Source organism: Synechocystis sp. PCC 7509 (assembly GCF_000332075.2).
In the GTDB taxonomy this organism is placed as follows: domain Bacteria; phylum Cyanobacteriota; class Cyanobacteriia; order Cyanobacteriales; family Chroococcidiopsidaceae; genus Aliterella.
Map to the genome: position 1 here is coordinate 1,713,012 of NZ_ALVU02000001.1, position 21,864 is coordinate 1,734,875.

Annotated in this window: 18 protein-coding genes; 8 read left to right on the forward strand and 10 right to left on the reverse strand. The window is 41.2% G+C overall.

Annotated features, from left to right (window positions below):
• The first annotated feature begins 64 nt into the window (after positions 1-64).
• The gene (locus SYN7509_RS0208810) at positions 65-1,378 is read left to right on the forward strand and encodes an AAA-like domain-containing protein (RefSeq protein ID WP_009633845.1); all 1,314 of its coding nucleotides are present in this window, start codon (positions 65-67) and stop codon (positions 1,376-1,378) included.
• Between the two features lie 4 nt (positions 1,379-1,382).
• Positions 1,383-2,840, forward strand: coding sequence for an AAA-like domain-containing protein (locus SYN7509_RS0208815; protein ID WP_009633846.1), 1,458 nt, complete (start codon positions 1,383-1,385; stop codon positions 2,838-2,840).
• Positions 2,841-2,897: 57 nt separating this feature from the next.
• Here SYN7509_RS0208815 and SYN7509_RS0208820 read toward each other — a convergent pair whose 3' ends face one another.
• On the reverse strand, positions 2,898-3,653 hold the full coding sequence (locus SYN7509_RS0208820) for a Uma2 family endonuclease (RefSeq protein WP_009633847.1): 756 nt from the start codon (positions 3,651-3,653) through the stop codon (positions 2,898-2,900).
• A 131-nt stretch (positions 3,654-3,784) separates the two neighbouring features.
• Here SYN7509_RS0208820 and SYN7509_RS0208825 point away from each other — a divergent pair, with 131 nt between their 5' ends.
• From SYN7509_RS0208825 to SYN7509_RS0208840, 4 genes are all read left to right on the forward strand, one after another.
• Complete coding sequence (locus SYN7509_RS0208825) at positions 3,785-5,206, forward strand: ABC transporter substrate-binding protein (RefSeq protein WP_009633848.1); 1,422 nt, start codon at positions 3,785-3,787, stop codon at positions 5,204-5,206.
• 3 nt (positions 5,207-5,209) lie between these two features.
• On the forward strand, positions 5,210-7,588 hold the full coding sequence (locus SYN7509_RS0208830; protein ID WP_009633849.1) for a hybrid sensor histidine kinase/response regulator: 2,379 nt from the start codon (positions 5,210-5,212) through the stop codon (positions 7,586-7,588).
• The gene (locus SYN7509_RS25480) at positions 7,585-8,403 is read left to right on the forward strand and encodes a response regulator (protein ID WP_009633850.1); all 819 of its coding nucleotides are present in this window, start codon (positions 7,585-7,587) and stop codon (positions 8,401-8,403) included. Before SYN7509_RS0208830 ends, SYN7509_RS25480 begins: the two co-directional genes overlap by 4 nt.
• Positions 8,404-8,468: 65 nt before the next feature.
• Positions 8,469-9,521 (forward strand): AI-2E family transporter, encoded by a 1,053-nt coding sequence (locus tag SYN7509_RS0208840; RefSeq protein WP_009633851.1) that lies wholly within the window; start codon positions 8,469-8,471, stop codon positions 9,519-9,521.
• A 5-nt stretch (positions 9,522-9,526) separates the two neighbouring features.
• Here SYN7509_RS0208840 and SYN7509_RS25485 read toward each other — a convergent pair whose 3' ends face one another.
• The 8 genes from SYN7509_RS25485 to SYN7509_RS0208880 all read right to left on the reverse strand — a co-directional run bounded on the left by SYN7509_RS25485 (position 9,527) and on the right by SYN7509_RS0208880 (position 19,151).
• Positions 9,527-11,908, reverse strand: a complete 2,382-nt coding sequence (locus SYN7509_RS25485; protein ID WP_009633852.1) for a CHAT domain-containing protein — start codon at positions 11,906-11,908, stop codon at positions 9,527-9,529.
• Positions 11,909-11,978: 70 nt separating this feature from the next.
• On the reverse strand, positions 11,979-13,319 hold the full coding sequence (locus SYN7509_RS0208850; protein ID WP_028954205.1) for a TldD/PmbA family protein: 1,341 nt from the start codon (positions 13,317-13,319) through the stop codon (positions 11,979-11,981).
• A gap of 193 nt (positions 13,320-13,512) precedes the next feature.
• Positions 13,513-14,994, reverse strand: coding sequence for a TldD/PmbA family protein (locus SYN7509_RS0208855; protein ID WP_009633854.1), 1,482 nt, complete (start codon positions 14,992-14,994; stop codon positions 13,513-13,515).
• 91 nt (positions 14,995-15,085) lie between these two features.
• On the reverse strand, positions 15,086-15,766 hold the full coding sequence (locus tag SYN7509_RS0208860; RefSeq protein WP_009633855.1) for an alpha/beta fold hydrolase: 681 nt from the start codon (positions 15,764-15,766) through the stop codon (positions 15,086-15,088).
• Positions 15,767-15,815: 49 nt separating this feature from the next.
• The gene (locus tag SYN7509_RS25490) at positions 15,816-16,262 is read right to left on the reverse strand and encodes a DUF6887 family protein (protein WP_009633856.1); all 447 of its coding nucleotides are present in this window, start codon (positions 16,260-16,262) and stop codon (positions 15,816-15,818) included.
• Positions 16,259-16,444 carry a DUF6888 family protein gene (locus SYN7509_RS0208870; protein ID WP_009633857.1) on the reverse strand — a complete coding sequence of 62 codons (186 nt, stop codon included), beginning with the start codon at positions 16,442-16,444 and terminating at the stop codon, positions 16,259-16,261. The genes SYN7509_RS25490 and SYN7509_RS0208870 overlap by 4 nt, the downstream gene beginning before the upstream one ends.
• Before the next feature lie 81 nt (positions 16,445-16,525).
• Positions 16,526-17,737 (reverse strand): DUF790 family protein, encoded by a 1,212-nt coding sequence (locus SYN7509_RS0208875; protein WP_028954207.1) that lies wholly within the window; start codon positions 17,735-17,737, stop codon positions 16,526-16,528.
• Positions 17,667-19,151: a DEAD/DEAH box helicase gene (locus SYN7509_RS0208880; RefSeq protein WP_009633859.1), complete on the reverse strand. Its 1,485-nt coding sequence runs from the start codon at positions 19,149-19,151 to the stop codon at positions 17,667-17,669. The genes SYN7509_RS0208875 and SYN7509_RS0208880 overlap by 71 nt, the downstream gene beginning before the upstream one ends.
• A gap of 337 nt (positions 19,152-19,488) precedes the next feature.
• Between SYN7509_RS0208880 and SYN7509_RS0208885 the strand changes: the two genes are divergently transcribed.
• Both SYN7509_RS0208885 and SYN7509_RS0208890 read left to right on the forward strand, forming a co-directional pair.
• Positions 19,489-20,322 carry a DUF4351 domain-containing protein gene (locus tag SYN7509_RS0208885; RefSeq protein ID WP_009633860.1) on the forward strand — a complete coding sequence of 278 codons (834 nt, stop codon included), beginning with the start codon at positions 19,489-19,491 and terminating at the stop codon, positions 20,320-20,322.
• Between the two features lie 82 nt (positions 20,323-20,404).
• Positions 20,405-20,887, forward strand: coding sequence for a PD-(D/E)XK nuclease superfamily protein (locus tag SYN7509_RS0208890; RefSeq protein ID WP_009633861.1), 483 nt, complete (start codon positions 20,405-20,407; stop codon positions 20,885-20,887).
• Here the strand turns inward: SYN7509_RS0208890 and SYN7509_RS0208895 are convergent.
• On the reverse strand, positions 20,884-21,711 hold the full coding sequence (locus SYN7509_RS0208895) for a DNA adenine methylase (RefSeq protein ID WP_009633862.1): 828 nt from the start codon (positions 21,709-21,711) through the stop codon (positions 20,884-20,886). The genes SYN7509_RS0208890 and SYN7509_RS0208895 overlap by 4 nt on opposite strands.
• Between the last annotated feature and the right edge of the window lie 153 nt (positions 21,712-21,864).

The following is a 21,864-nucleotide window of genomic DNA, read 5'->3' on the forward strand; positions in this document are numbered from 1 at the left end:
CTATTCCCTAACCTCTGGAAATCTCAGGTAAAATGCGATCGCTATCGATCGCACTTGGCAGAAAATGAACTTTGAGCAAGCGCTGGAAACCGTCAATGAATCGGTGTTTGCCCGTTTTGGCAGACATCTAACGGACGTGGAGACAGCGATTTTAATTGGAGCTTTGCAAAGTCAAACCTACGAGCAGATTGCTGTTAATTCTGGCTATTCCATCAGCTATATTACCCGCGATGTAGGTCCGAAAGTTTGGAAACTCCTCAGCCAAGCGTTAGGAGAAACGGTAAGCAAAACCAACTTTCAAACCGCCCTAGAACGACACGGGCGATCGCATAATAGAGCAAATAATAGTTTAGATGAAGACTTTTTAGAAGTTCCAAGCGGCATAGTACCGATTAATTCCCCTTTTTATATCAAACGTCCCCCCATTGAAGAACGCGCTTATACACAAGTTAGTAAACCAGGGAGTTTAATTCGCATTAAAGCACCTAGACAAATGGGCAAAACTTCTCTCATGCACAGAATTTTAGCTCATGGCAAAGATGCAGGTTTACGCACGGTGCTATTGAGTTTGCAACAAGCAGATAGCGGCATTTTCACCTCCTTAGATAAGTTTCTGCGGTGGTTATGCGCTAACGTCAGTCGTCAGCTTAATTTAGATCCAAAACTAGATAACTATTGGGATGCAGATATCGGCAGTAAAGTTAGCTGTACTTTATATTTTCAAGAGTATTTACTCACAGAAATTGATTCCCCGGTGGTTTTAGCCTTAGATGAAGTCAATCGAATTTTTGAATATCCCGAAATTTCTAGCGATTTTCTTCCCTTACTGCGCTCTTGGTATGAAGATGCGGCGGAAATAGAACAATGGCAAAAGCTCCGACTGGTAATAGTTCATGCTACCGAAGCTTATATTCCTTTAGCAATTAATCAATCTCCTTTTAATGTTGGTTTACCGATTAAATTACCCGAATTTAGTTTAGAGCAAGTGTTGGATTTAGCCGTGCGTCATCGCCTAGATTCGTTGACAGAGGCGCAATTAGCTACCCTTTTAGCAACTATTGGCGGACATCCTTATTTGGTGCGGGTGGCGCTTTATCATTTAGCCCGTAACGAAGTATCTTTAAGTCAACTATTACAAACTGCTCCCACCGCAGCCGGGATTTATAGCGACCATTTACGCCATCATTTAGCCAATCTCCAAGAGCATCCAGAACTAGCCGCAGCTTACAAACAGGTAGTAATGGCTATTAACCCATTGCCCTTAGATGCGATCGCAGCTTATAAATTAGAAAGCATGGGTTTAGTTAAATTACAGTCAAACCAGGCAACGCCAAGCTGTGATTTGTATCGGTTGTACTTCCGCGAACAATTGACCTAAAGCGATGAATAAGTACGAGTATCAAGTTGGCGGTAGTTTAAAAATGGATGCTCTAACTTATGTAGAGCGCCAAGCAGACTACGAGCTTTATAGTGCTTTGCTAAAGGGCGAATTTTGCTATGTATTTAGTTCTCGGCAAATGGGCAAATCTAGCTTGCGTCTGCGGACTCGGCATCGGTTAGAACAAGCTAGCGGTATGTGTGCGTCTATTGATATGACTCGTATCGGTAGCCAAAATATTACTCCGACTCAGTGGTATAAAGGCATTGTCGTAGACTTGTTACGGGGTTTTAATTTATTTAACAAAGTTGATTTAAAAGCTTGGTGGCAAGAAAAGGAAGATTTATCGCCGCTTCAACGATTGAGTTTGTTTATTGAAGATATTTTATTGGTTCAACTTTTTCAAGAGAACATTTTTATTTTTGTTGACGAAATTGATAGTATTTTGGGGCTTAATTTTCCCACTGAAGATTTTTTTGCGTTGATTCGCTCTTGCTACAACCAAAGGGCGGAAAATCCGGCTTACAACCGCCTTACTTGGGCGCTATTTGGGGTTGCAACTCCCACAGATTTAATTGGCGACTGCCAGCGTACTCCGTTTAATATTGGTAAATCTATCAATCTATCGGGTTTCAAACTGGCAGAAATTGCCCCTTTAGCCGCCGGATTAGAGGGAAAAGTTGATAATCCCTTGGCGGTACTAAAAGAGATTTTGGCTTGGACAAATGGGCAACCTTTTTTGACTCAAAAGCTTTGTCAAATAGTGATTCAACAACGATCTAGTGGGAACAAATCGAGCAACGGCGAAGAAGTGGAGGAGCGTTACAAGTTAGATACTCATTTACCAATTGTTAATTATCATCTAATTGGGTTCTATTATCAGTTTTCGCCCTTCCTGCTCGAAAAACTTGTGACTTCGCATATCATTGAAAACTGGGAAGTACAAGACGAACCAGAGCATTTACAAACAGTACGCGATCGCTTATTACGAAACGAACAAAGGGCGGGATCGCTACTAAAACTTTATCAGCAAATATTAGTTGGTGAAGTCGCATCCGATGGCTCTAGAGAGCAAATAGAATTATTACTTTCTGGTTTAGCGATCGAGCAAAACGGACAATTGCAAGTAAAAAATCGCATTTATCAAGAGGTTTTTTCTTTAGCTTGGGTAGAAAAACAATTAACGGCATTGCGCCCTTATTCCCAAGCATTACAGGCATGGTTGGCAAACCATGATTCGGCAAAACTCTTGCGCGGCGAGGCTTTGAATCAAGCTCAAAAGTGGGCAGAAGACAAAAGTTTGAGCGACTATGACTATCAATTTTTATTAAAAAGCCAACAATGCGATCGCGCAGCAGTAGAGATAAAGCTAAAAGCCGTTATTTGGCGGCAAAAGTTACTTATAGGCGCTATCAGTTTGATATTGCTTGTTTTAGGCTCAATAATTTTCTTTACTGATTAGAATTTTCAGGTAGAGACGTTGCAACACAACGTCTCTTGCATTGGTTTTGAAATCGCTTTAGGGTTCGTTGGGCAAACTCGCCGGATCGATACCTTGAGATTGCAAATAGGCAATTAGCCGTTCTTTTTGCTGACGTTCTTGGGCGGCAGTTTGACGCTCTTGCTCAATTTGTTCTACTGCCCACAGTAACAAGTTACCTGTTTCGTCCCACCACCGCAACCAGTAACCTGTTCGGGTTTCTTTCGTCCCTTGCCAAGTTCCTAAAAATAATCCCATCTCCGCAATCCAATGACGACCATTTTCATCCGGTTGCCTTAACTGGTAGCGTCCATTTTCTAGTTGATAAAATTCTAGTAAACCTCCATCCGGCTCAAAAATTATGTAAAAGGGAACTTGGAGAATTTGCTCGTAGAAAAACCATTTTCCCGGTGGATAAGTTGGCTTTACAGAATATTCTCTATCCTCATCGTCCGATAAAAATTCCATTACCACCGCCGGAACATCACCTTCTAGGTTAGGTGTGTAACTGCGGCGGTTAGCTAAGACCTCATTTACACGCGCAATATAAACCCAGTCGGGGGCTTTAGCTACAAATTTTCCATTGAGGGTAGCACAAAGACCAAAATTTGAGGCTATCAACATTTGGGGTTGAATGAAACCACTAATTTCTAAACTTTCGCTCAAAGCACCAGCCAAAATTGGCTGACCTGTATTATCCACTGGGTCATCCTCTAGGTGAAAATCATCGGGTAATGGTTCCCAAGAAATTACAAGTTCAGTGGAGGCTTTGGTTTCACTAACCTGGGTTGCCATAAATACTGCCTTTTAGGGATCTGGTTTTATTTTATCGTGCTGAGTTTAAATAAACTTTGGGCCTTATTATCCGTAAACCTGTAGCCCTAATCGGTAGATAAATAGTGTAGAAGTGTGGAGGCAGAAAAACTATGTTCAAAATCCCAAAAAGTCGCCCCCAATGGTCTAAAGTTCAGCACCGCTTGCGATATCTACTTTTAGCATTAATGTTTAGCCTCCTAATTATCGCTTGCGATCGCATTTCTACGAGTGATCGAGATTTAGTAAACGCGGCTTTTACCGACAATAAAGTTCTCAAAATCTGGTGGGACAAGGGTTTTACTCTTGAAGAAGATGAAGCGCTCCAGCAAATTGTCAGTAATTGGGAAAAACAAAGCGGTAATAAAGTCAAGCTTTCTTTTTATAGTACCGACGAGCTATCACAAAAGGCAGAAAGAGAGCTTCGCACGGGGGATTTGCCGGATTTGATCGCCATGTTCAAAAGCGAAAAATCTCTCACCGCTCGTTTAGCTTGGGAAGGTAAACTTGCTGATGTTTCTGATGTAATTGCGCCAGTCAAAAACCTATATTCAGAAAATGCCCTAAAAACTGTTAACTTCTACAATCAAACCGCTCAAAAGCGCAGTTACTACGCCTTACCAATTCATCAAGCCACAATTCACGTTTACTATTGGCGAGATTTGTTAGAAAAAGTTGGACACAGTAACAAAGATATTCCCACCGATTGGGATGGTTTCTGGAAGTATTGGACGCAAAGACAGGACGATTTACGGGCAAAAAATGTTGATATTTATGGCTTAGGTTTACCGCTATCGGTAGCTGCTGGAGATACTTATCAAACTTTTGAGCAGCTATTAGAAGCTTACGATGTCCAAATGTTAGACGCTAACGGACAACTCACCGTTGATAATCCCCAAGTGCGTCAAGGAATAGTAAAAATTTTAAATTGGTATAACCAAGCTTACAAACAAGGTTATTTACCACCCGATGCGTTGCATTGGTTGAATCCAGACAACAATCGCAACTTGCTTAACCGCAAAGTGTTGATGACCACCAATGATACACTTTCCATTGCTACAGCATTGCGTCAAGACCCCGAAACCTATAGCAAAAAGCTAGGAGTGTTGGAATTACCCAATAAACCTAGCGGTCAAAAAATGCGTTACTTAATTACAGTGCAGCAAGTGATTTTGTTTGCCAATTCTCAACATCAAAAAATTGCTAAAGACTTTTTAGCTTACTTAATTCAACCGGAAGTTATTGGTAATTATCTTAAAGTTGCTGGCGGTCGTCATTCTCCCGTACTTAAACCAAATTGGCAAGATCCTTTTTGGACAAATCCCCAAGATCCTCACGTTTCTACAGCGACGAAGACATTTACTCAGGGGGAAACGCGCTTATTTTATACTTTTTATAATCCTGCTTATAGCCTAGTTTTGCAGGAAAATGTCTGGGGTCAAGCCCTCAAAAAGGTTCTGGTGGATGGAGTTTCGGCAGAAATAGCCGCCGATGAAGCGATTTCTCGGATTAAAGAAATTTTTGCCCAATGGTAAATTATGCGCTCTAGCAATCAACACCTTACTACTAAAGTTGCTAGTTTATTCCTACTTTGGTCTTTAGTAGCAATTGGGGTTGTCGGTGGTGTGGCTTTTTTTAGAGCTAGAGAAGCATTGAAGCAAGCGGCTTTTAATCAACTCAGCGTTGCGGCTACTTTAAAAGAAGAAGAAATTACTCGCTGGTTTCAAGATCGAGAGCAAGACTTTTTGGCGATCGCTTTCTTCCCCGAAATTCGCCAAATCAAAGCTCAAAACTACGATTTGGCAACCAGTAGACGCATTTCAACCTATTTGGTAGAAATTGCCCAAACTAAGCCAGATTTTCAAGAAATTTTTATTCTTGATCGCACTAATAAAGTAATTTTATCCACCAATAAGCTCCATGTTGGTCAGTATGAGATTTTAGCCGACATTACCTATATTGAGAAAATTGAACCAGGAAACACTGCACCGATTTTTTACGTCTCCCCCGTTACAGGCAAGCCCACCGTAACCTTTGCTACGCCCCTTAGAGATGCTAAAGGAGTTCGTCAAGGCGTAATTTTGGCTCATTTGAACTTAGATCGCATCGATCGCATTGTGCGGGAGCGTACAGGCTTAGGTAAAAGCGGCGAAACTTATTTAGTTGGCTCTTTAGTAGTCAAAACTTTTATTTCTAAAGCCGATAAAACTGACCAAGAATCATTAATTAGCAGTCAAGGTATTGATACGGCTACCAGTGGAATTAGTGGATTTGGACTGTATGAAAACTATGCCAAAGTACCAGTAATCGGCGTGTATCGTTGGTTAAATGAACAAGACTTGGCTTTATTAGTGGAAATGGAGCAAGCAGAATCTTTTACCCCAGCGCGTCAATTGGCTGGAACGATTGTCTTAGTAGGACTTGTATCGGTCGGGTTGCTATCAACTGGAGTGTATTGGCTAACAAAACAGTTGCAAATTTCCCGCGAACAATTAGAAAATTACAGCCATAAATTAGAACAAAAAGCCCAAGAAGCTTTAGCTGCTAACCGTGCCAAAAGCGCCTTTTTGGCAAATATGAGCCACGAATTGCGGACACCACTGAGCGCGATTCTTGGCTTTACTCAATTGATGACACGCGATCGCACTCTTGATTCTGCTCAATTAGAAAACTTAGCAATTATTAGTCGTAGTGGCGAACACTTACTAACCTTAATCAATGATGTTTTATCGATGTCTAAAATCGAGGCAGGGAGCATCATATTAGACGAAAATAGCTTTAATCTTAACAGTCTGTTGGATTCTCTAGCCGAGATGTTTGCAATCAAAGCTGAAGCGAAGGGATTGGAATTAATTTTTGAGCGCAGCCAAGACTTACCTAACTACCTCCACGCCGATGAAAGTAAGTTGAGTCAAGTATTAATCAACCTTTTGGGTAACGCGATTAAGTTTACTGAAACCGGGAGAGTAATTTTACGCGCGTCAGTAATTAACAACGAACATTTAACCCTGCATTTTGAAGTGGAAGACACAGGTACAGGTATTGAGTCTCACGAATTGGAGAAATTATTTAAACCTTTTGTACAAACCCAAGCTGGGCAAAAATCCCACCAAGGAACGGGTTTAGGTTTATCTATTAGTCAACAATTTGCCTGTTTGATGAGCGGAGAAATTGCTCTCAAAAGCACTCCCAGTCAAGGTACAGTATTTTACTTCGATGTCCCCGTGAAAAAAGAGCAGAAACTTGAGGAAACTGAAACTAAACCGCAAACTAGAGTTATTTCTTTAGCGCCAAATCAACCAACCTACCGCATTTTAGTAGTAGAAGATCGAGACGAGAATCGTCAATTATTGGTTAAACTGCTAACTTCTATCGGCTTTGAAGTCCGCGCAGCCCAAAACGGACAAGTAGGCATAAATATCTGGCAAATCTGGAAACCTCACCTAATTTGGATGGATATGAGAATGCCTGTAATGGATGGCTACCAAGCTACTAGACACATTAAAAGTCAGTTAAATGGACAATCTACAATAATTATCGCCCTTACTGCCAGTGCTTTTGATGAAGAACGAGCTTTAGTATTATCTGCTGGGTGCGATGACTTTGTTTGCAAACCTTTTTTAGAAGCAGTTATCCTCGAAAAAATGGCTAAGTATTTGGGAGTACGTTACCTCTACGAAGATAGCCAACTACAGCCCCAAGAGACGGCTTGTTACGTCCTAAAAGCGGCAAGTTTAAGTGTTATGCCTCCAGAGTGGATAGAGCAGCTACGCCAGGCAGCATTGCGGACTGATGAACAACAAATTTTTAGTTTATTACAGCAAATTTCGGCGACAAATGCACCTTTAGCAAAGGCGCTAACGGAAGCGGTGAATAATTTTCGGATCGATAAAATTATTGATTTATTTCAACCATGAATAACCAACCAGAAAAAGCAAATATTCTCGTGGTGGACGATAAACCTGACAATCTACGGCTATTATCTGCCTTACTCGGTCAATTGGGATACGAAGTTCGCAAAGTAATTAACGGACAAACGGCTTTAAAAACCGTACAAGCTGCGCCACCAGATTTAATTTTACTAGATGTGATGATGCCCGATATGAACGGCTACGAAGTTTGTCAACACTTAAAAGCTTCGCCGCTTACCTGCGATATTCCAGTAATTTTTATTAGTGCTTTAGATGAGGTACTTGATAAAGTTAAAGCCTTTGCTGTGGGGGGAGTTGATTATATTACCAAACCTTTTAGCGAAGAAGAAGTTTTTGCGCGGGTAGAAAATAACTTGACAATTCGCCGATTGCAAAAACAATTAAAGCTTCGCAATACTCAACTACAAAAAGAAATATGCGATCGCCAAAAAGCCGAAACCCAACTAACCCAAAGCGAAGCAAAATTTCGCAATCTCTTTGAAAACGCCCCCATCGGTATCTTTAGCGCTCGTCTTGATGATGGATTAATTGTAGAAGCTAACCAGCATTTTATTGAGATGCTGGGTTACAGTCAAACCACTGACGTAATTAGGCAGAAAACTATTACAGATTTTTATGTTGCTGTCGCTTCATCGTCAATACTTATAGAACTTCAAACTAAAAGCAGAATAGATAATTTTTCGGCAAAGTTTCGCAAACGCGATCGCACGGCTATCGATGTACTGCTTTGGGTACGTAGAAACCTAGGGGAAGACTGCTTACAAGGGGCGATCGCAAATATTAGCAATTGTGGCGCTTAAATAAATCAGTGAGCTTGGAGTTAGCTAAACGAGATAGGGTGATATAGATGCGATTACGAATATAAATGACAGCTTCTCCTAAAGTCGATCGGTGGTTAAAACTGGGCTTGCCTTTGCCTATAGTTGTATTTAACGGTTGGCTGGCACTACAAGTTATTCAATATTTTCAACCCTTAGTGACTATTTTTGTCTTGGCGGCGGTGCTGGCGTTTGTACTAAATTATCCTGTGGAGTTTCTTCAACAACGGGAGATTAAACGCACCTATGCGGTTGTATTAGTTTTTTTGGTTAGTTTAGCTATTTTAATTACTCTTAGTATCACTTTAGTACCGCTTTTAGTGGAGCAATTCAACGAAAGCTTGTTACTATTGCCGAATTGGATTGAGTCGGGGACTCAAGAACTAAAAAGTCTCAACAACTGGGCAGCAGCGCGAAATTTACCAATCAATTTTAATCAATTGGCAACTCAATTAACCGATCGCTTGCCCGATGAACTGCAATCAGTGGCAGAACACTTTATAAGTTTGGCAATAGGGGCAGTTGACAGCGTCTCTGAAGTGGTGCTGACTATAGTTTTAAGTTTTTACTTGTTATTAGACGGAGAAAGGATTTGGAACTACTTATTTAAGGGGTTGCCACCACACATTGCGATCGCCATTAAAAAATCTCTCCAACAAAACTTTCAAAACTACTTTGTCGCCCAAATAGCTTTAGCGTGTTTAGTTGGGGTGGCAATGACTGCAACGTTTTTACTATTAAAAGTTCCCTTTGGGTTAGTTTTTGGATTAGCGATCGCCCTATTAACTTTAATCCCCTTTGGCGATGTGCTGGGATTTAGCTTAGTAAGTTTATTAGTTGCTTCTCATGACTTTTGGCTAGGGGTAAAAACTATATTGGTAGCGGTAGCTGTCGATCAAACTATCGATCAAGCGATCGCGCCTCGGCTACTGGGGAGTTTTACAGGTTTAAGTCCAGTAGGAATTGTCGCAGCTTTGGCGGTAGGAACAAAAGTTGCAGGATTACTAGGATTATTAATTGCTGTACCTATTGCTAGTTGTTTAAAAGACGTTTTAGATAACTGGCAATCTTTGGCGGATAATAGTCCTCAAATTGAATAAAGTAATTAGGGAACGCCAATAGAGACAAAACCCGCCCAATCGCGGGGTGAGGGAGTTTGTTTCATGGTCAGTAACATGGCTTGACGCAGTGCTTGGGGATTGTCGTTTTGTTTGTTTAAATTGTTGTAAAACTCTGTCATTAATGCCGCCGTTGGCAAGTCGGGAACAGACCATAAAGATACAATTACTGTAGAAGCGCCACTAGAAAGCAGACTTCTTGATAAGCCAATTACCCCATCCCCTGTAATTTTTCCGCGTCCAGTATTACAAGCGCTAAGTACAACTAAACTTCCTGGTAGTTTCAACTCTAAAATTTCCGCCGCCGTTAGCAAGCCATCGCCTGGCGCTGCAACCAAAGCAAGAGAACTTTCTAACCCTTGGCGATCGTCAAAAAAACCATGAGTAGCCAAGTGAATAACCTGGGCTTTGCTCATTCGAGAACTAACAGCACTTTCGGTAGCTTGACGACCAATGAGGGGGGAAGTATTGAATAGTTTGGCGATCGCCATTGCTTCAGTTTCCGCACCAGGTAAGGCGGGTAACTTTAAAGATATAGGCTGAGGATTGCCTACAATTAACACCTCTAATTTGTTTGTTTGGGGCTTTGGTTGAATTAATGACAAAGCTTGAATAGAGGGCGCAATAGAAATAGTATGTTGCTCGATTAAAAACTTTCCCGAACTATCTTGTAATGCAGCAAAAGGGACGAGAAATAAAGAGCCTTGGGGAATGAAAATTACTTGTGCTTGCGCCTCGGTAGGTAAAAGATCGGCAACGGGTTGAATCAGAACGTTGTAGGCGTTGCGGCTAGAAGCAACAACAGTTTTATTGGCAGTTTTTTTAGACAGTATTTGTTGGCGCAGTGTCTCAACTAGATTTGTAAGTAATTGCGGATTTTTCGCTACAATTCCCGCCTTTTTAAGATTTACTTGTCGAAAAGTCAGCTTTCCATCTGGCGCAACAACCCAGATGTATAAGTCAGATTCGTTGTTGACAATGGAGTAAGAAACGATTGTTGCTTGGTGCTGTTTGGCTGTAGCTTGAATTTGTTTTAATGTTAATGGCGTAACGCTTTCGTTAGCAGGAGACAAACGTTTAGCAAGTAATTCTACAAAAGCTCTTGCTCGTCCTCTTTCCGACGCGATTAAGGCTTCAGTATATTTATTTTGACTAACTAAAGCGGTTTGCAAAGTTTGGTAAGCATCAGAGTGGGTTTCAAAGATAGCTACTTTCTGTTCGTCTCGCAGTCCCGGACGCAGAGATTCAAAGACGCTGATAGCTAATTTTAGAAATTCAATAGCTTTTAGTGGTTCGCCAGATTTTAGCAGATTTGCACCCAAACCACTAAGGGCTTGAGCTTCGCCTGTGCGATCGCCATTTTTTTTCGCCCAACTTAAAGCCTGCTCGTAAAAGTCCCTTGCTTCGGGATATTTACCTAATTTTGTATGCAGCCAACCTAAGTTATTTAAGGTTTGAATCCGTCCGATATTGTCGCTACCCAAAGCTTGTTGTAAGTAACTTAAAGCCTCTTTATTTTTTCCTGTTTCCGCATAAATTAGTCCCAAACTATTGCGAGTGTTTACCTTAGTAAACTCATCTCCAAGGGAATTAGAAAGGTTAAGCGCTTGTTGATAAAACTCCAAAGCTTGAGACGGTTTGCCTAGTTTATTGTAGGTTCGCCCTAGATTATTTTGGGTACGCGCCACCCCATAGCGATCGCCTACAGAATACCGCAGAGTTAAGGCTTGTTGGTAGTAGTCTAAAGCCGAATCGTACTCCCCTAAGTCATAATACACATTACCTATAGCATTTAGGATTTGTCCCCGGTCAGTGCGATCGCCAGCAACCCGTACAGATTGCTGTAATATTTGCAGAGATTGGGCATACAAACCCAAATAACGATAAGTTTCTCCTAAGCCGATTTGGTTGCGATTTTCCTCATTAATGTCTTGAAGTTGCGTACCTTGGGCTAATTGAAAGCTTGTTAATGCCTGACGATATTCGCCCAGTTCTAGATAAACTAAACCTTGAGCGCTTGATAACTTCCCTTTTTGACTAGCATTACCGGGGATTGATTGCGATCGCTGCAAAAATTCTGTAGCCTGAACGTAGCGCCCCTGACGATAATAAACTCCCCCTAAACTTGTTAAAGCGTCTTTTTGCCTTTCAAAGTCTTTATCTTCTAAAGCAAGTCTTAAAGCCTGTTCTAGCTTAGTTTGAGCCGCTAATAATTGATTGCTCTCCACAAAAAAAGCAGCTTGTTTTAGTAGCTGCTCAGTTTGAGAACTTGTCAAGTTTTGAGATTGAACGGGAAGCTCAATAAAACTAGAGAGAGTAACAACCGATGAAAGGCAGAGAATTGTCAGAAAAACGCGCAGCCGTTGCATAAAATACACCTTTTTTGAACATCGTAGGGGCGCAATGCACTGCGCCCCGGCAAATGTATTACCCCCTAAACTATTCTCCAGTAATCGACAGGTTATCAACCCAAACTCTAGGACAAACACCCCCAGGAGTTAATTCTGCTTCCTTTTCAATATAAATAATCGATTGGAACAGTTCTAAAATGTCTCCTGCCACCGTTGCTGATTCAATACTCGTTAGCTTGCCATTATTTACCATCCAACCATCAAAAGGCAAAGAAAAAGAGCCTTGTAGGGCTTTTACTCCCGCATGGAGGGCTTGCAAGTTGTCGATAAATATGAGGTTATCGGCGTTATCTAAACTATATTCTTGCTCTTGCATTGCAGAGGAAAAAACATGGTAAAAGTGAGGACTAACCGATACTTTTGCCCCAAGATTAGCGTGTCCTGTGGGTTGAGCATTCAAGCGTTTAGCAGTACCCGCGCTGTGAATGAAGTTGCTTAATACGCCACCCGTAATTATTGGTAATCGACGGGTAGGCGTACCTTCTCCATCAAAGGTTTCTGTCGCTACATTGTCAGGATGCAAAGCGTCGTCAGCAAAAGAAAGTAAAGGCGAGGCGATTTGCTTTCCCAATGATTCGGGAGTTGAAAGACTTTGCTTGTCGAGAATATTTTGAGCGTTGAAAAGGTTGGAGAACGCGCTTATTAAGCTCAAAAAAGCATCCGGTGAGAAAACTACTCGATATTTGCCCGTTTTAACTTTTTCGTAGTCTAAATGGCTAATTGTCTTTTCTGTAGCTTCTTTTAAGCAAGCGGGAATGTCTAGTTTAGGGAGGCTGCGACTAATGCGAAAAGCGCCAGCACTGCGGGTTTTTTTGCCTTCTTGCTCGGTTTTGGTGTAGAGATAAATGGAGGTGTAAGAACGGGCTTCATTACGTCTAGCTCCTGCACTATTGAGATAAAATCGATTAACGTCTCTTTGGGCAAGAGCATTATAAGGTACGCTGGCGATCGCACTGTGAGCAGATAATAATTCTTTCTCAGCTTTTATCAGAGTTTCAATCAGTTCTGATACTGGTACTTGGGGAGCAGTTTCTTGAGTTTCCGCCGCCAAGGGGGATGTTGCTTCGGGGCTAAAATCAGGGATATTGTCTTTAACTCCAAAAAAACTAGCTTCGTAGGCGGTTTTTAAAGCTAATTCCAATCCTTTAGGGTCTACATCGGTAGTGCTAGTCACTCCCATTGTATTATCAGCATTCCAGACTCTAACCATTATATTAGAACGGTTTGAGGCTTTTACTTGTTTGGGTTCTCCGGTGTCTACTTGGACGCTGGTTTCATCCACTGATGAGCCATAAATATCAAACTTTTCAATGCCTAGCTTTTCGGCACTGGTTTGAGCGTAATTTGCAAGTTCGGCGATTTTTGTCACGTTGATAGACCTTTTAGAATTTTCTTGGTTTTTGTTGTCGGCTTGCTTTAGGAAAAACCAGGACTTGGGGGGTCTGCCCCCCAAACCCCCCATTAGGAAGTTGCCTCCCCCAAACCCCCTGCAAAAGGGTCTTGTCAATAAGTAGGTGAGTTTTTGGCAAGTTCTATTGTGTAAGTAGTGAGACGAGTTTGGCTTATCTGCCGCCTACGGTAATTGAATCTACTTTGATGTGTGGTTGACCAACGGTTACATAAATGCTGCCGCTTACTGAACCGCAAAAACCCGCCGCTAGTCCTAAGTCCTGGGAACACATAGAAATTTTGTTCATGATTTCTTGCGCGTCGCCAATTAAGGTTGCACCTTTGAGGGGTTTTGTTAATTTGCCGTTTTCAATTAAATAGGCTTCATCGACAGCAAAGTTAAATTGTCCGGTCGCGCCGACACTACCACCGCCCATTTTTTTGCAATAAATGCCTTTGTCGATAGAAGCAAATAAATCCTCTGTAGCGTAGTCTCCGGGGGCGATGTAGGTGTTACGCATCCTTGACGCGGCTGCAAAAGTGTAGTTTTGACGGCGACCGCTACCAGTGCGGGGTTGTCCTGTACGCATTGAACCCGTGCGATCGCTGATAAAGTTCTTCAATATGCCTTTTTCAATTAATAGAGTACGTTGGGCTGGCATTCCCTCATCGTCCATATCAATTGTGCCAAAAGCCTCTGTAGATAATCCTTCATCCCAAGCTGTCAGGCTTTCATGAGCAATTTTTTGTCCTTTTTTGTCAGCAAAAGGTGTTGTTTTGCGTTCAATTTGGGTGGTTTCTAATAGGTGTCCGCAGGCTTCATGAAATATCACGCCGCCAAACTGATTTGCCATCACAATCGGATAATTGCCCGATTCTACGTAATCGGCGTACAACATTTTTCCGGCAGATTCTGCTACTTCTTGGGCGGTAGTTCTATAATCCCAGGTTCTCAGGAAACTAGGGGAACTTGTATCGCCCACTCGCTGATTAATCGCCGCGCGATTAGCTCCTTCAGCGCATAGCAAGCTATAACCTACTGACTGACTGAGGCGAATATCTCTAGCAAAAGTACCGTCACTGGCGGCGATTAAAACTTCTTGCCAATCTCGAAAATAAACCGCTCGTCTCGATTGGACGTGACTAGCTTTAAGTTTTAGTTGGGCGTTTGCATCTAACAATACTTCGCCCATTTCCTGCATAGTGCTACACCCCGAAAGCCAAGTATCTTTACCTTTTTTAGTGGCGTAATCTCTTAGCAACTCCAGGTTAATTTCAGGTACATAAGCGTTCGGATTGGGTAATTGCAAGCCAAGAATAGATAAACCTTTTTCTAAAGCCGCTTTAAGTCCGTTGAATGATAAATCGTTGGTGCTAACGTAACAATCCGCCGCGCCGCGAAATACTCTAACTCCCGCGCCTGTAGATATTCGGGGGGAAATGCTGGTAATTGTGTCTTCTTCAGCTTGACAATTAATGTAATTTACTCGCTCTAAGAAAAACTCGATAAAATCAGCCCCCGCCGCCCTGCCTAAACCGAGTAGTGTTGATAGGGGAGCTTCCCAAGTTTCATCAAAGCGATCGCTTGTAGAGTTGTATTGTAAATTAAGCAGTTCTTTGGATAGTAAGGTACTGGGGTATGTCGATAGCATCATCGAATCTGCGCGTCCTTGCTGAAAGTTGATTGAGCCTAGCTAAACTCAGTCTAACAAACCGTTATAAGTCACGTTGGCTAAATGCTTTAAATCAGCTTAGACTTTTAGCAGCTTCTCTAATCACGTCTAAAACTTCTTGAGCATGAGAAACCATTGCTAGGTGGCTTGATTCTACAGCACTTGTTTTTGCACCCATGCGTTTAGATAACTCGCGCTGTAAATCTGGCGGTACAGATTGGTCGTTATTGGCAATAATATACCAACTTGGTTTAGTTTTCCACGCTGGCAAATCTACTTTTGCTTGCAGCAGCGATGTAGAAGGTGGAGTTTGCGTTGCGTGTATTAAGGCAGATTGCGCGGCGGAAAGGTCGCCCGCTAAAATCTTTTGTACGCCTTCAATAGAAATCCAAACAAAGCCTTCTTGTTCTTGAAAATGCGGCGATGGAGTTCCGTATTTACTCATCAAATCTATCATCGATTCGCCAGTATCAGGAGCAAGGGCGGCAATATAGACTAAGCCAGCTACTCGCTCATCGTTACCAGCTTCGGTAATAACTGTACCACCCCACGAATGACCAACTAAAATACATTTACCTTCAAGGCGATTTAAAGCGCGTTTTGTTGCCGCCACATCGTCCGCTAAAGAAGTAAGTAGATTTTGAACGGCAATAACTTCGTAGCCTTCTGTCAATAGTGTAGAAATAACTTTACTGTAACTAGAAGCATCTGTCCAAAAACCGTGAACTAACACAATATTTTTAATTTTACTCACGATCGCTGTTCCCTTTTGCCAATATCGTGTTATTAGATTTGTCTTGAGTCTAACTTGCCGCACTAACCAATTTATCTATTTCGCTTTTACACTTTCTCACAGCATCAGCTAAATCTTCTCCATAGGATTCAACTTTTCCTGCATCCCACTGAAGCGGATAGAGATTTTCATTTTCTAGGCTTAGAGGTTTAGCTATATAATGCCAACGATCGCTTAAAACTTCAATTTTTTGTACGGCGATCGCATAACCTTTGTATAAGTCGTATTTTAAGTTGGTATTTCCTACTTTTGTTGGCGGTTTGCCTTCTTGAATTTGTTTTTGAATTGCTATGTCTATTTTTGTCTCCCAATCTGGTTGATTAGGAGAAATTACTTGTCGATTAGGACGAGTGTAGCGTCTATCCATATAAGCATGGAAAGCATTATTATCAGTGCGATGCTCCATTATATAACGTTTTAATTCGCGATCGCTCATACTTGCATAATCGGTACTCATGTTACAAAATCTCCTTGGGGATCGATTTCTACTTCAATAGATTCTTCCACGCCAGCTAAAATATATAAGTTTCCCGTGCGATCGTCTATTCTAACTAAATGGATTGGCTGCAAAAATATATTAGTTATCCGATAACACTGGTCATATAAGCGTTGTAATTGAACTGAAGTTGGCTTTATCACATTCTTGATTCAACTATCATTAGCCTAGAAACTCCTTTCAAATTATTTGTTGAAAATTTGGCTTTGTCATTTTGATTTATTTTAATCTAATACTTCTAACACAGCTTTGGGCAACAACTTATCTTTAAACCAAATGATTTTTGCCGGAACATCGGTTAAATTTACTCCAGCTTTTTCTAAGTTTAAACGTTCAGAAATTGCCAAAATTAAATCGTTTCGTTCGGCGCGTCGCACTTGAGAAAACTTTTTTTGTAAATATTCTGGTCGCCAATAACCAACTATTTCTAATAATAAGCTGCGCCCGTCGGGATGCACTAAGCGAAAATCGGGAATCATGACGCTACCCGGAATCGGAATTAAATCTACTTCCCTCTCTAATACCCACTCCGATTTTAAAGTTTCCCAGCGACTAGCAAAGGCTTCTTCTAACATACTGTCGTAAGGTTTACCTGGCGGATAGTGAGACACCAAACCACAATTGGAATCAAGGCTAAATCGTCCAGTTTTCCAAGTATTAGTGTAAAAATCGCGGGTTTGTAGTTTGGCGCTAAGACTCCATTTTGTGACGTGCAATAGTGCGGGAATCATTTTAGCGATCGCAAGCCCATATCTTGTACTAGGCTTAAATAAGCTAGTCGCCCCATCAATGGTAATTGTAAACCCATGTTCGGCATCGCCTTCGATATAAGCCATCAACTGAAACAGTTTCAAATAGCGAAACAGTAGCTTATACTCTCCCGGAACATTGCGATGAGCATTTAATACTAATTGACTAGCTCGATAAAAAACTCCTTGTACTTGGGAGAGATTGTATTTATGCAGCAATTGCTCTGGTGTTGGTTCTTCAAACTCCATCAAAACCTTATTTTCTGCCAAGTCTGCGTATAGTCCCTCGCGAATGTGCGCGGGTAAGATTTCTCGTTCTAACTCCTGACTAAGTTGCAATGCTAAAGTATCCAAAGTTTGACAGCTTTGAGCGGAACTTGGAACATTTAAAGCCGATAAACTAAATACTTTCTCTCTTAATAATGGTGGCTCTAAAGGACTAACAACTTCAAACTCACAGGCACTTTTGAGTAAATGAGCTAAACCGCGTTTAAAACGATAATCTGGGCTATCTCCTTCCAATTCTTGCAACTGAGTGTCTAATTCTCCTTGCGTACTTCCCCGCGCTGATACAAAGCAAGCAATTAATTCTCTGGCAACCGCTAAAGTTTCCTCGTCAATCCTCAGTCTTTTTGGGGTTATCGTTTCCCCACTTAACCGATGAGTCAGCAACTCGCTTGGTAACATTATTGTTTACTCCATACAATGGGACAATTTCTAACTGTCTAGGTTTTGTCTCTATACCTCGCCGCCGCGCTGATGTACCTTCTTCGCTGGTGTCTTCGGCTATTACTTCATACATTATCGCTAACTTATGCTCGTCTCCCTTACGCAGCACCCGCCCCAGCCTTTGCACGTACTCCCGCGCCGAACCCGTACCAGACAAAATAATCGCTATACTAGCGGCGGGAACATCTACCCCTTCATTTAAAACGTGAGAAGCTACCAATGTTTTGTATTCTCCCGCGCGAAACTTTGTCAATGTCTCGTGACGCTCTTTTACTGGGGTTTGGTGGGTAATGGCGGGAATCAAAAACTCTTGAGAAATCCGGTAAACTGTAGCGTTGTCGGCGGTAAAAATTAGCGTCCTTTCGGGGTAATGCTGGGCGAGAATGTTACTCAAAATCCGCATTTTACCGTCTGTCCCTAAAGCAATTTCTTTTGCTTCTCGGTGGGCTAACATTGCTCTGCGTCCGGCGGTAGAACGGGCGCTGGCTTGAACGAACATTTGCCAGCCTTTGAGACTGCCTAAAGAGATTTTTACATCTTTTAAAAAACTATTGCGTTGTTCAATTAATTGCTTGTATCTATCTCTTTCTAAAGCTGAGAGTTTGACCTTTATTTGGACTACTTCGTGCTTGGCTAAGGCGCTTCCCGCTAGTTCTTCCGCCGTTTTGCGATAGACTTCTTTACCGATTAAGCTATTTAAGTCTGCGTGTTTGCCGTCGGTGCGTTCGGGGGTTGCTGATAATCCTAACCTGTAAGGCGCGATCGCATATTCGGCAATAACTCGATTAAAATCTGTCGGTAAGTGGTGACACTCATCAAAAATTATCAACGCATAGCGGTTGCCGAGGGCTTCAGCATGGATGGCGGCGCTGTCGTAGGTGGAGACTAATATAGACGTGCGATCGCGCGATCCTCCCCCTAGTAGCCCAATCTCTGCGTCGGGAAAGGTTAACAGCAATTGAGCATACCACTGGTGCATTAAATCAATAGTTGGGACTACAATTAACGTGCTGCGCGGTGTAGCTTGCATGGCAAGCATTGCTAAATAAGTTTTTCCGGCGGCGGTGGGAAGCACCACTACACCATTGCGCCCCGATTGTTTCCAAGCAAGTAATGCTTCCCTTTGATGGGGATAGGGTTCTTTCTCCATACTAGAGATAAGCTCTAGAGTTTCAAAAGCTCTAGCATTATCGACAAAATCAATCTTTTCTGCTTGCAAGGCTTCAATAAATGGTCTGTAATCAATAGCAGGGATGCGAAACTTCTCCACGCGATCGTCCCAAGTAGCGTAGTCTACCCAGGTTTTCCCTTTGGGTGGTGGATGCACAACTAATGTGCCGCGATCAAACGATATTGTAGAAATCCGCGCCATTTAACAAGGTAATACTTTAGAACAGAAAAATTCTGGCTTCACTTTAAAACTTTTTAACGTTTAGTTTAACAAAATGTCGAGCAGTTATATTTACTCGCCATAGAGATACAGAAAAATCCGGTTAATTGAGGACTAATTTCTCACTGTCGGCGGGCAGTTTTAATCAGGCGAAGGAAGTATCTAACATTTTCCAGTCATTGTACGCCTTCAAATTTTACTAACTACACCTTTCAAAATATCTCTTAAATGCGATCGCCTAGAAATTAGCGGTATTGACACCAAATCTATCATTTTTGACAAAGGTACTATACCGTTAAAAAATATTTAAGCGACTGTTATGAGTGCTAAACAATTCGATAATCTCTGCAAATACCTCTCCGAAAAATATCCTAACAGCTTTGCTTCTTGGCTATTAGGCAAGCCTGTTACAGTGGGAGAAGTGATTAAAAGCGAACTAAGCATTGAACCAATCCGCGCAGATTCTGTAACTTTTCTGCGTACCCAAGAAAGAATTTTACATCTAGAGTTTCAAGTAGAAGTCGATACCAACCCCCCGCTACCGCTACGAATGTTGGATTATTGGGTAAGATTGCATCGTCGTTACCGACAACCAGTGACGCAAATCGTAATTTTGCTCAAAAAGCCTGCAAAAGCAACAGTTATTGCAACAGAGTTTCATTTAGAAAACACTAGACACAGCTATCAGGTTGTGAAAATGTGGGAGCAAGATCCAGCGATTTTCCTTGCAGATATAGCACTTCTGCCTTTAGCTACCTTAGCAGCTACCCAAGAGCCAGAGAAGTTATTAACCCAGATTTCGCAGCAAATTAGTAACATAGAATCATCAGAGCAACGACAAGATGTAGCTATCTGCACTCAGTTACTAGCAGGCTTGAAGTTTAAGAAAACATTAATTAGTCAATTCTTCAGAGAGGAAATTATGCAGGAATCAGTAATTTATCAAGATATTCTTCAAAAAGGATTACAGCAAGGGGAAATTGCGGTTGTTGTACGTCAACTTACGCGCCAAATTGGTACTATTCCCGATTCAGTTCGATCGCAAATTCTAGTTTTACCAGTTCCTCAGTTAGAAAATTTAGCAGAAGCTTTGTTAGATTTTACTAATCTCTCAGACTTAGAAACCTGGTTAGAAGCAAATCCTAACAGTTAAATGCGATCGCGCATGGTGTTTTCTATCTCTTTTTTGGGAATCCTAATGTATAGCAATTATTTGAATATATATTTAGGACAACATGACTCAAGGTGGAAGAGCAAATTCTTCGGGAAATGTGTTGGAGACAACTATTGAAGGAACATTGATAGGACATGGATATAGCGCAATAGGTTGTAATGTACCGAAAAAGCAGCGTTTGGGATTTCTTTTAAGCCCTAGTAATAACTTCCAAAAAAGATACGCTAGACAGGTATATATAGGGCAGGGTATTTATGACACAGATATTTATGTAGATTTTTACGTTATTGGTTCTTCAATCAGTTCTGGTTTAATCATTGAGTGTAAATGGCAGCAATCTGGTGGTTCAGTAGACGAAAAGCTACCCTACCTTAACTTAAATATTCAGTATTGCTATCCAGTACCAGCTATCGTTTTAATTGATGGGGGTGGAATGAAACCAAAAGCCGTAACTTGGTTATCTACGCAAACTGTTTTAAATCAAAATTTATTAGCAGTCCATAATCTAACTTCTTTCATTAAATGGTCTAATAATAACTTTTAATAGGAAGTAATCAATAGTTCTGTAATTTTACCTCTTTTTTCTGCCTTAGAATTAATAGCTCTTGCTGCCGAAATTTCATAAATATTGAAGTCAGCATAAAGCTCTCGAACCAAAGCACAATCAGAGTTAGACAACATAACTTTTACTCCTCGACTAGCAAGTTTAGCAAAAGTATCTCTGAGCTTAATTTGTTCAGTTTCCTTGAAAATATAGCGGCTGTAAGTTGTAAAATTGCTAGTAGAACTTAGAGGATAATAAGGCGGATCAAAATAGACAAAATCCTGCTCGTTTTTAGCTTTAATATCACTATACGGTTTTAACGAAACTTCGGCAGATTGAAGCGCTAAAGAGACAGAACGAAGTAAATCGGAATTGCAAATTGTGGGATTTTTATACTTACCCATTGGTACGTTAAATCGCCCTTGAGAATTTTCTCTATATAGCCCGTTAAAGCAAGTTTTGTTTAAATAGATAAATCGTGCGGCTCTTTCAATATCTGAACCTTGGAAATGCGATCGCATTCTATAATAATAATCTTTATCATGTTGCTCTTGATGCGTATTTAATAGCTCAATTAACGGCTCAACGTTATTTTTAATACAACAATAAGTATTAATTAATTCAGGATTAATATCGGAAATAACTTTATTAGCATCGGGTTTGACATTGCAGAAGTAAAAAAATACTGCTCCACCACCCAAAAAAGGCTCGTAGTAATTAGTAAAACTCTGGGGAAAATGAGGAATATATTGTTCAATTAATTTACTTTTACCTCCCGCCCATTTTAAAAAAGGACGATAATAGGGAGAACTTAATTGTAACATTTAAGCTGAATAAAAAGATGTTTTAAAAGTTTATCTGTTGGTATCAAATAATTCATACTTCCTTTAAAAACAGGTAATAATCCATATTTTCCCCCCTTTTTAAGGGGGGTTAGGGGGGATCTAACGGCGGGAAATGTACAGACCATACCTTAA

What these genes read in the sequence shown, in the direction of transcription:
- SYN7509_RS0208875 (WP_028954207.1), bottom strand. Translation starts at nt 17,737, where the DNA reads ATGTTACCAAGCGAGTTGCTGACTCATCGGTTAAGTGGGGAAACGATA.
- SYN7509_RS0208825 (WP_009633848.1), top strand. Translation starts at nt 3,785, where the DNA reads ATGTTCAAAATCCCAAAAAGTCGCCCCCAATGGTCTAAAGTTCAGCAC.
- SYN7509_RS0208890 (WP_009633861.1), top strand. Translation starts at nt 20,405, where the DNA reads ATGACTCAAGGTGGAAGAGCAAATTCTTCGGGAAATGTGTTGGAGACA.
- SYN7509_RS0208815 (WP_009633846.1), top strand. Translation starts at nt 1,383, where the DNA reads ATGAATAAGTACGAGTATCAAGTTGGCGGTAGTTTAAAAATGGATGCT.
- SYN7509_RS0208855 (WP_009633854.1), bottom strand. Translation starts at nt 14,994, where the DNA reads ATGATGCTATCGACATACCCCAGTACCTTACTATCCAAAGAACTGCTT.
- SYN7509_RS0208830 (WP_009633849.1), top strand. Translation starts at nt 5,210, where the DNA reads ATGCGCTCTAGCAATCAACACCTTACTACTAAAGTTGCTAGTTTATTC.
- SYN7509_RS0208895 (WP_009633862.1), bottom strand. Translation starts at nt 21,711, where the DNA reads ATGTTACAATTAAGTTCTCCCTATTATCGTCCTTTTTTAAAATGGGCG.
- SYN7509_RS0208880 (WP_009633859.1), bottom strand. Translation starts at nt 19,151, where the DNA reads ATGGCGCGGATTTCTACAATATCGTTTGATCGCGGCACATTAGTTGTG.
- SYN7509_RS0208810 (WP_009633845.1), top strand. Translation starts at nt 65, where the DNA reads ATGAACTTTGAGCAAGCGCTGGAAACCGTCAATGAATCGGTGTTTGCC.
- SYN7509_RS25490 (WP_009633856.1), bottom strand. Translation starts at nt 16,262, where the DNA reads ATGAGTACCGATTATGCAAGTATGAGCGATCGCGAATTAAAACGTTAT.
- SYN7509_RS0208885 (WP_009633860.1), top strand. Translation starts at nt 19,489, where the DNA reads ATGAGTGCTAAACAATTCGATAATCTCTGCAAATACCTCTCCGAAAAA.
- SYN7509_RS25485 (WP_009633852.1), bottom strand. Translation starts at nt 11,908, where the DNA reads ATGCAACGGCTGCGCGTTTTTCTGACAATTCTCTGCCTTTCATCGGTT.
- SYN7509_RS0208840 (WP_009633851.1), top strand. Translation starts at nt 8,469, where the DNA reads ATGACAGCTTCTCCTAAAGTCGATCGGTGGTTAAAACTGGGCTTGCCT.
- SYN7509_RS0208820 (WP_009633847.1), bottom strand. Translation starts at nt 3,653, where the DNA reads ATGGCAACCCAGGTTAGTGAAACCAAAGCCTCCACTGAACTTGTAATT.
- SYN7509_RS25480 (WP_009633850.1), top strand. Translation starts at nt 7,585, where the DNA reads ATGAATAACCAACCAGAAAAAGCAAATATTCTCGTGGTGGACGATAAA.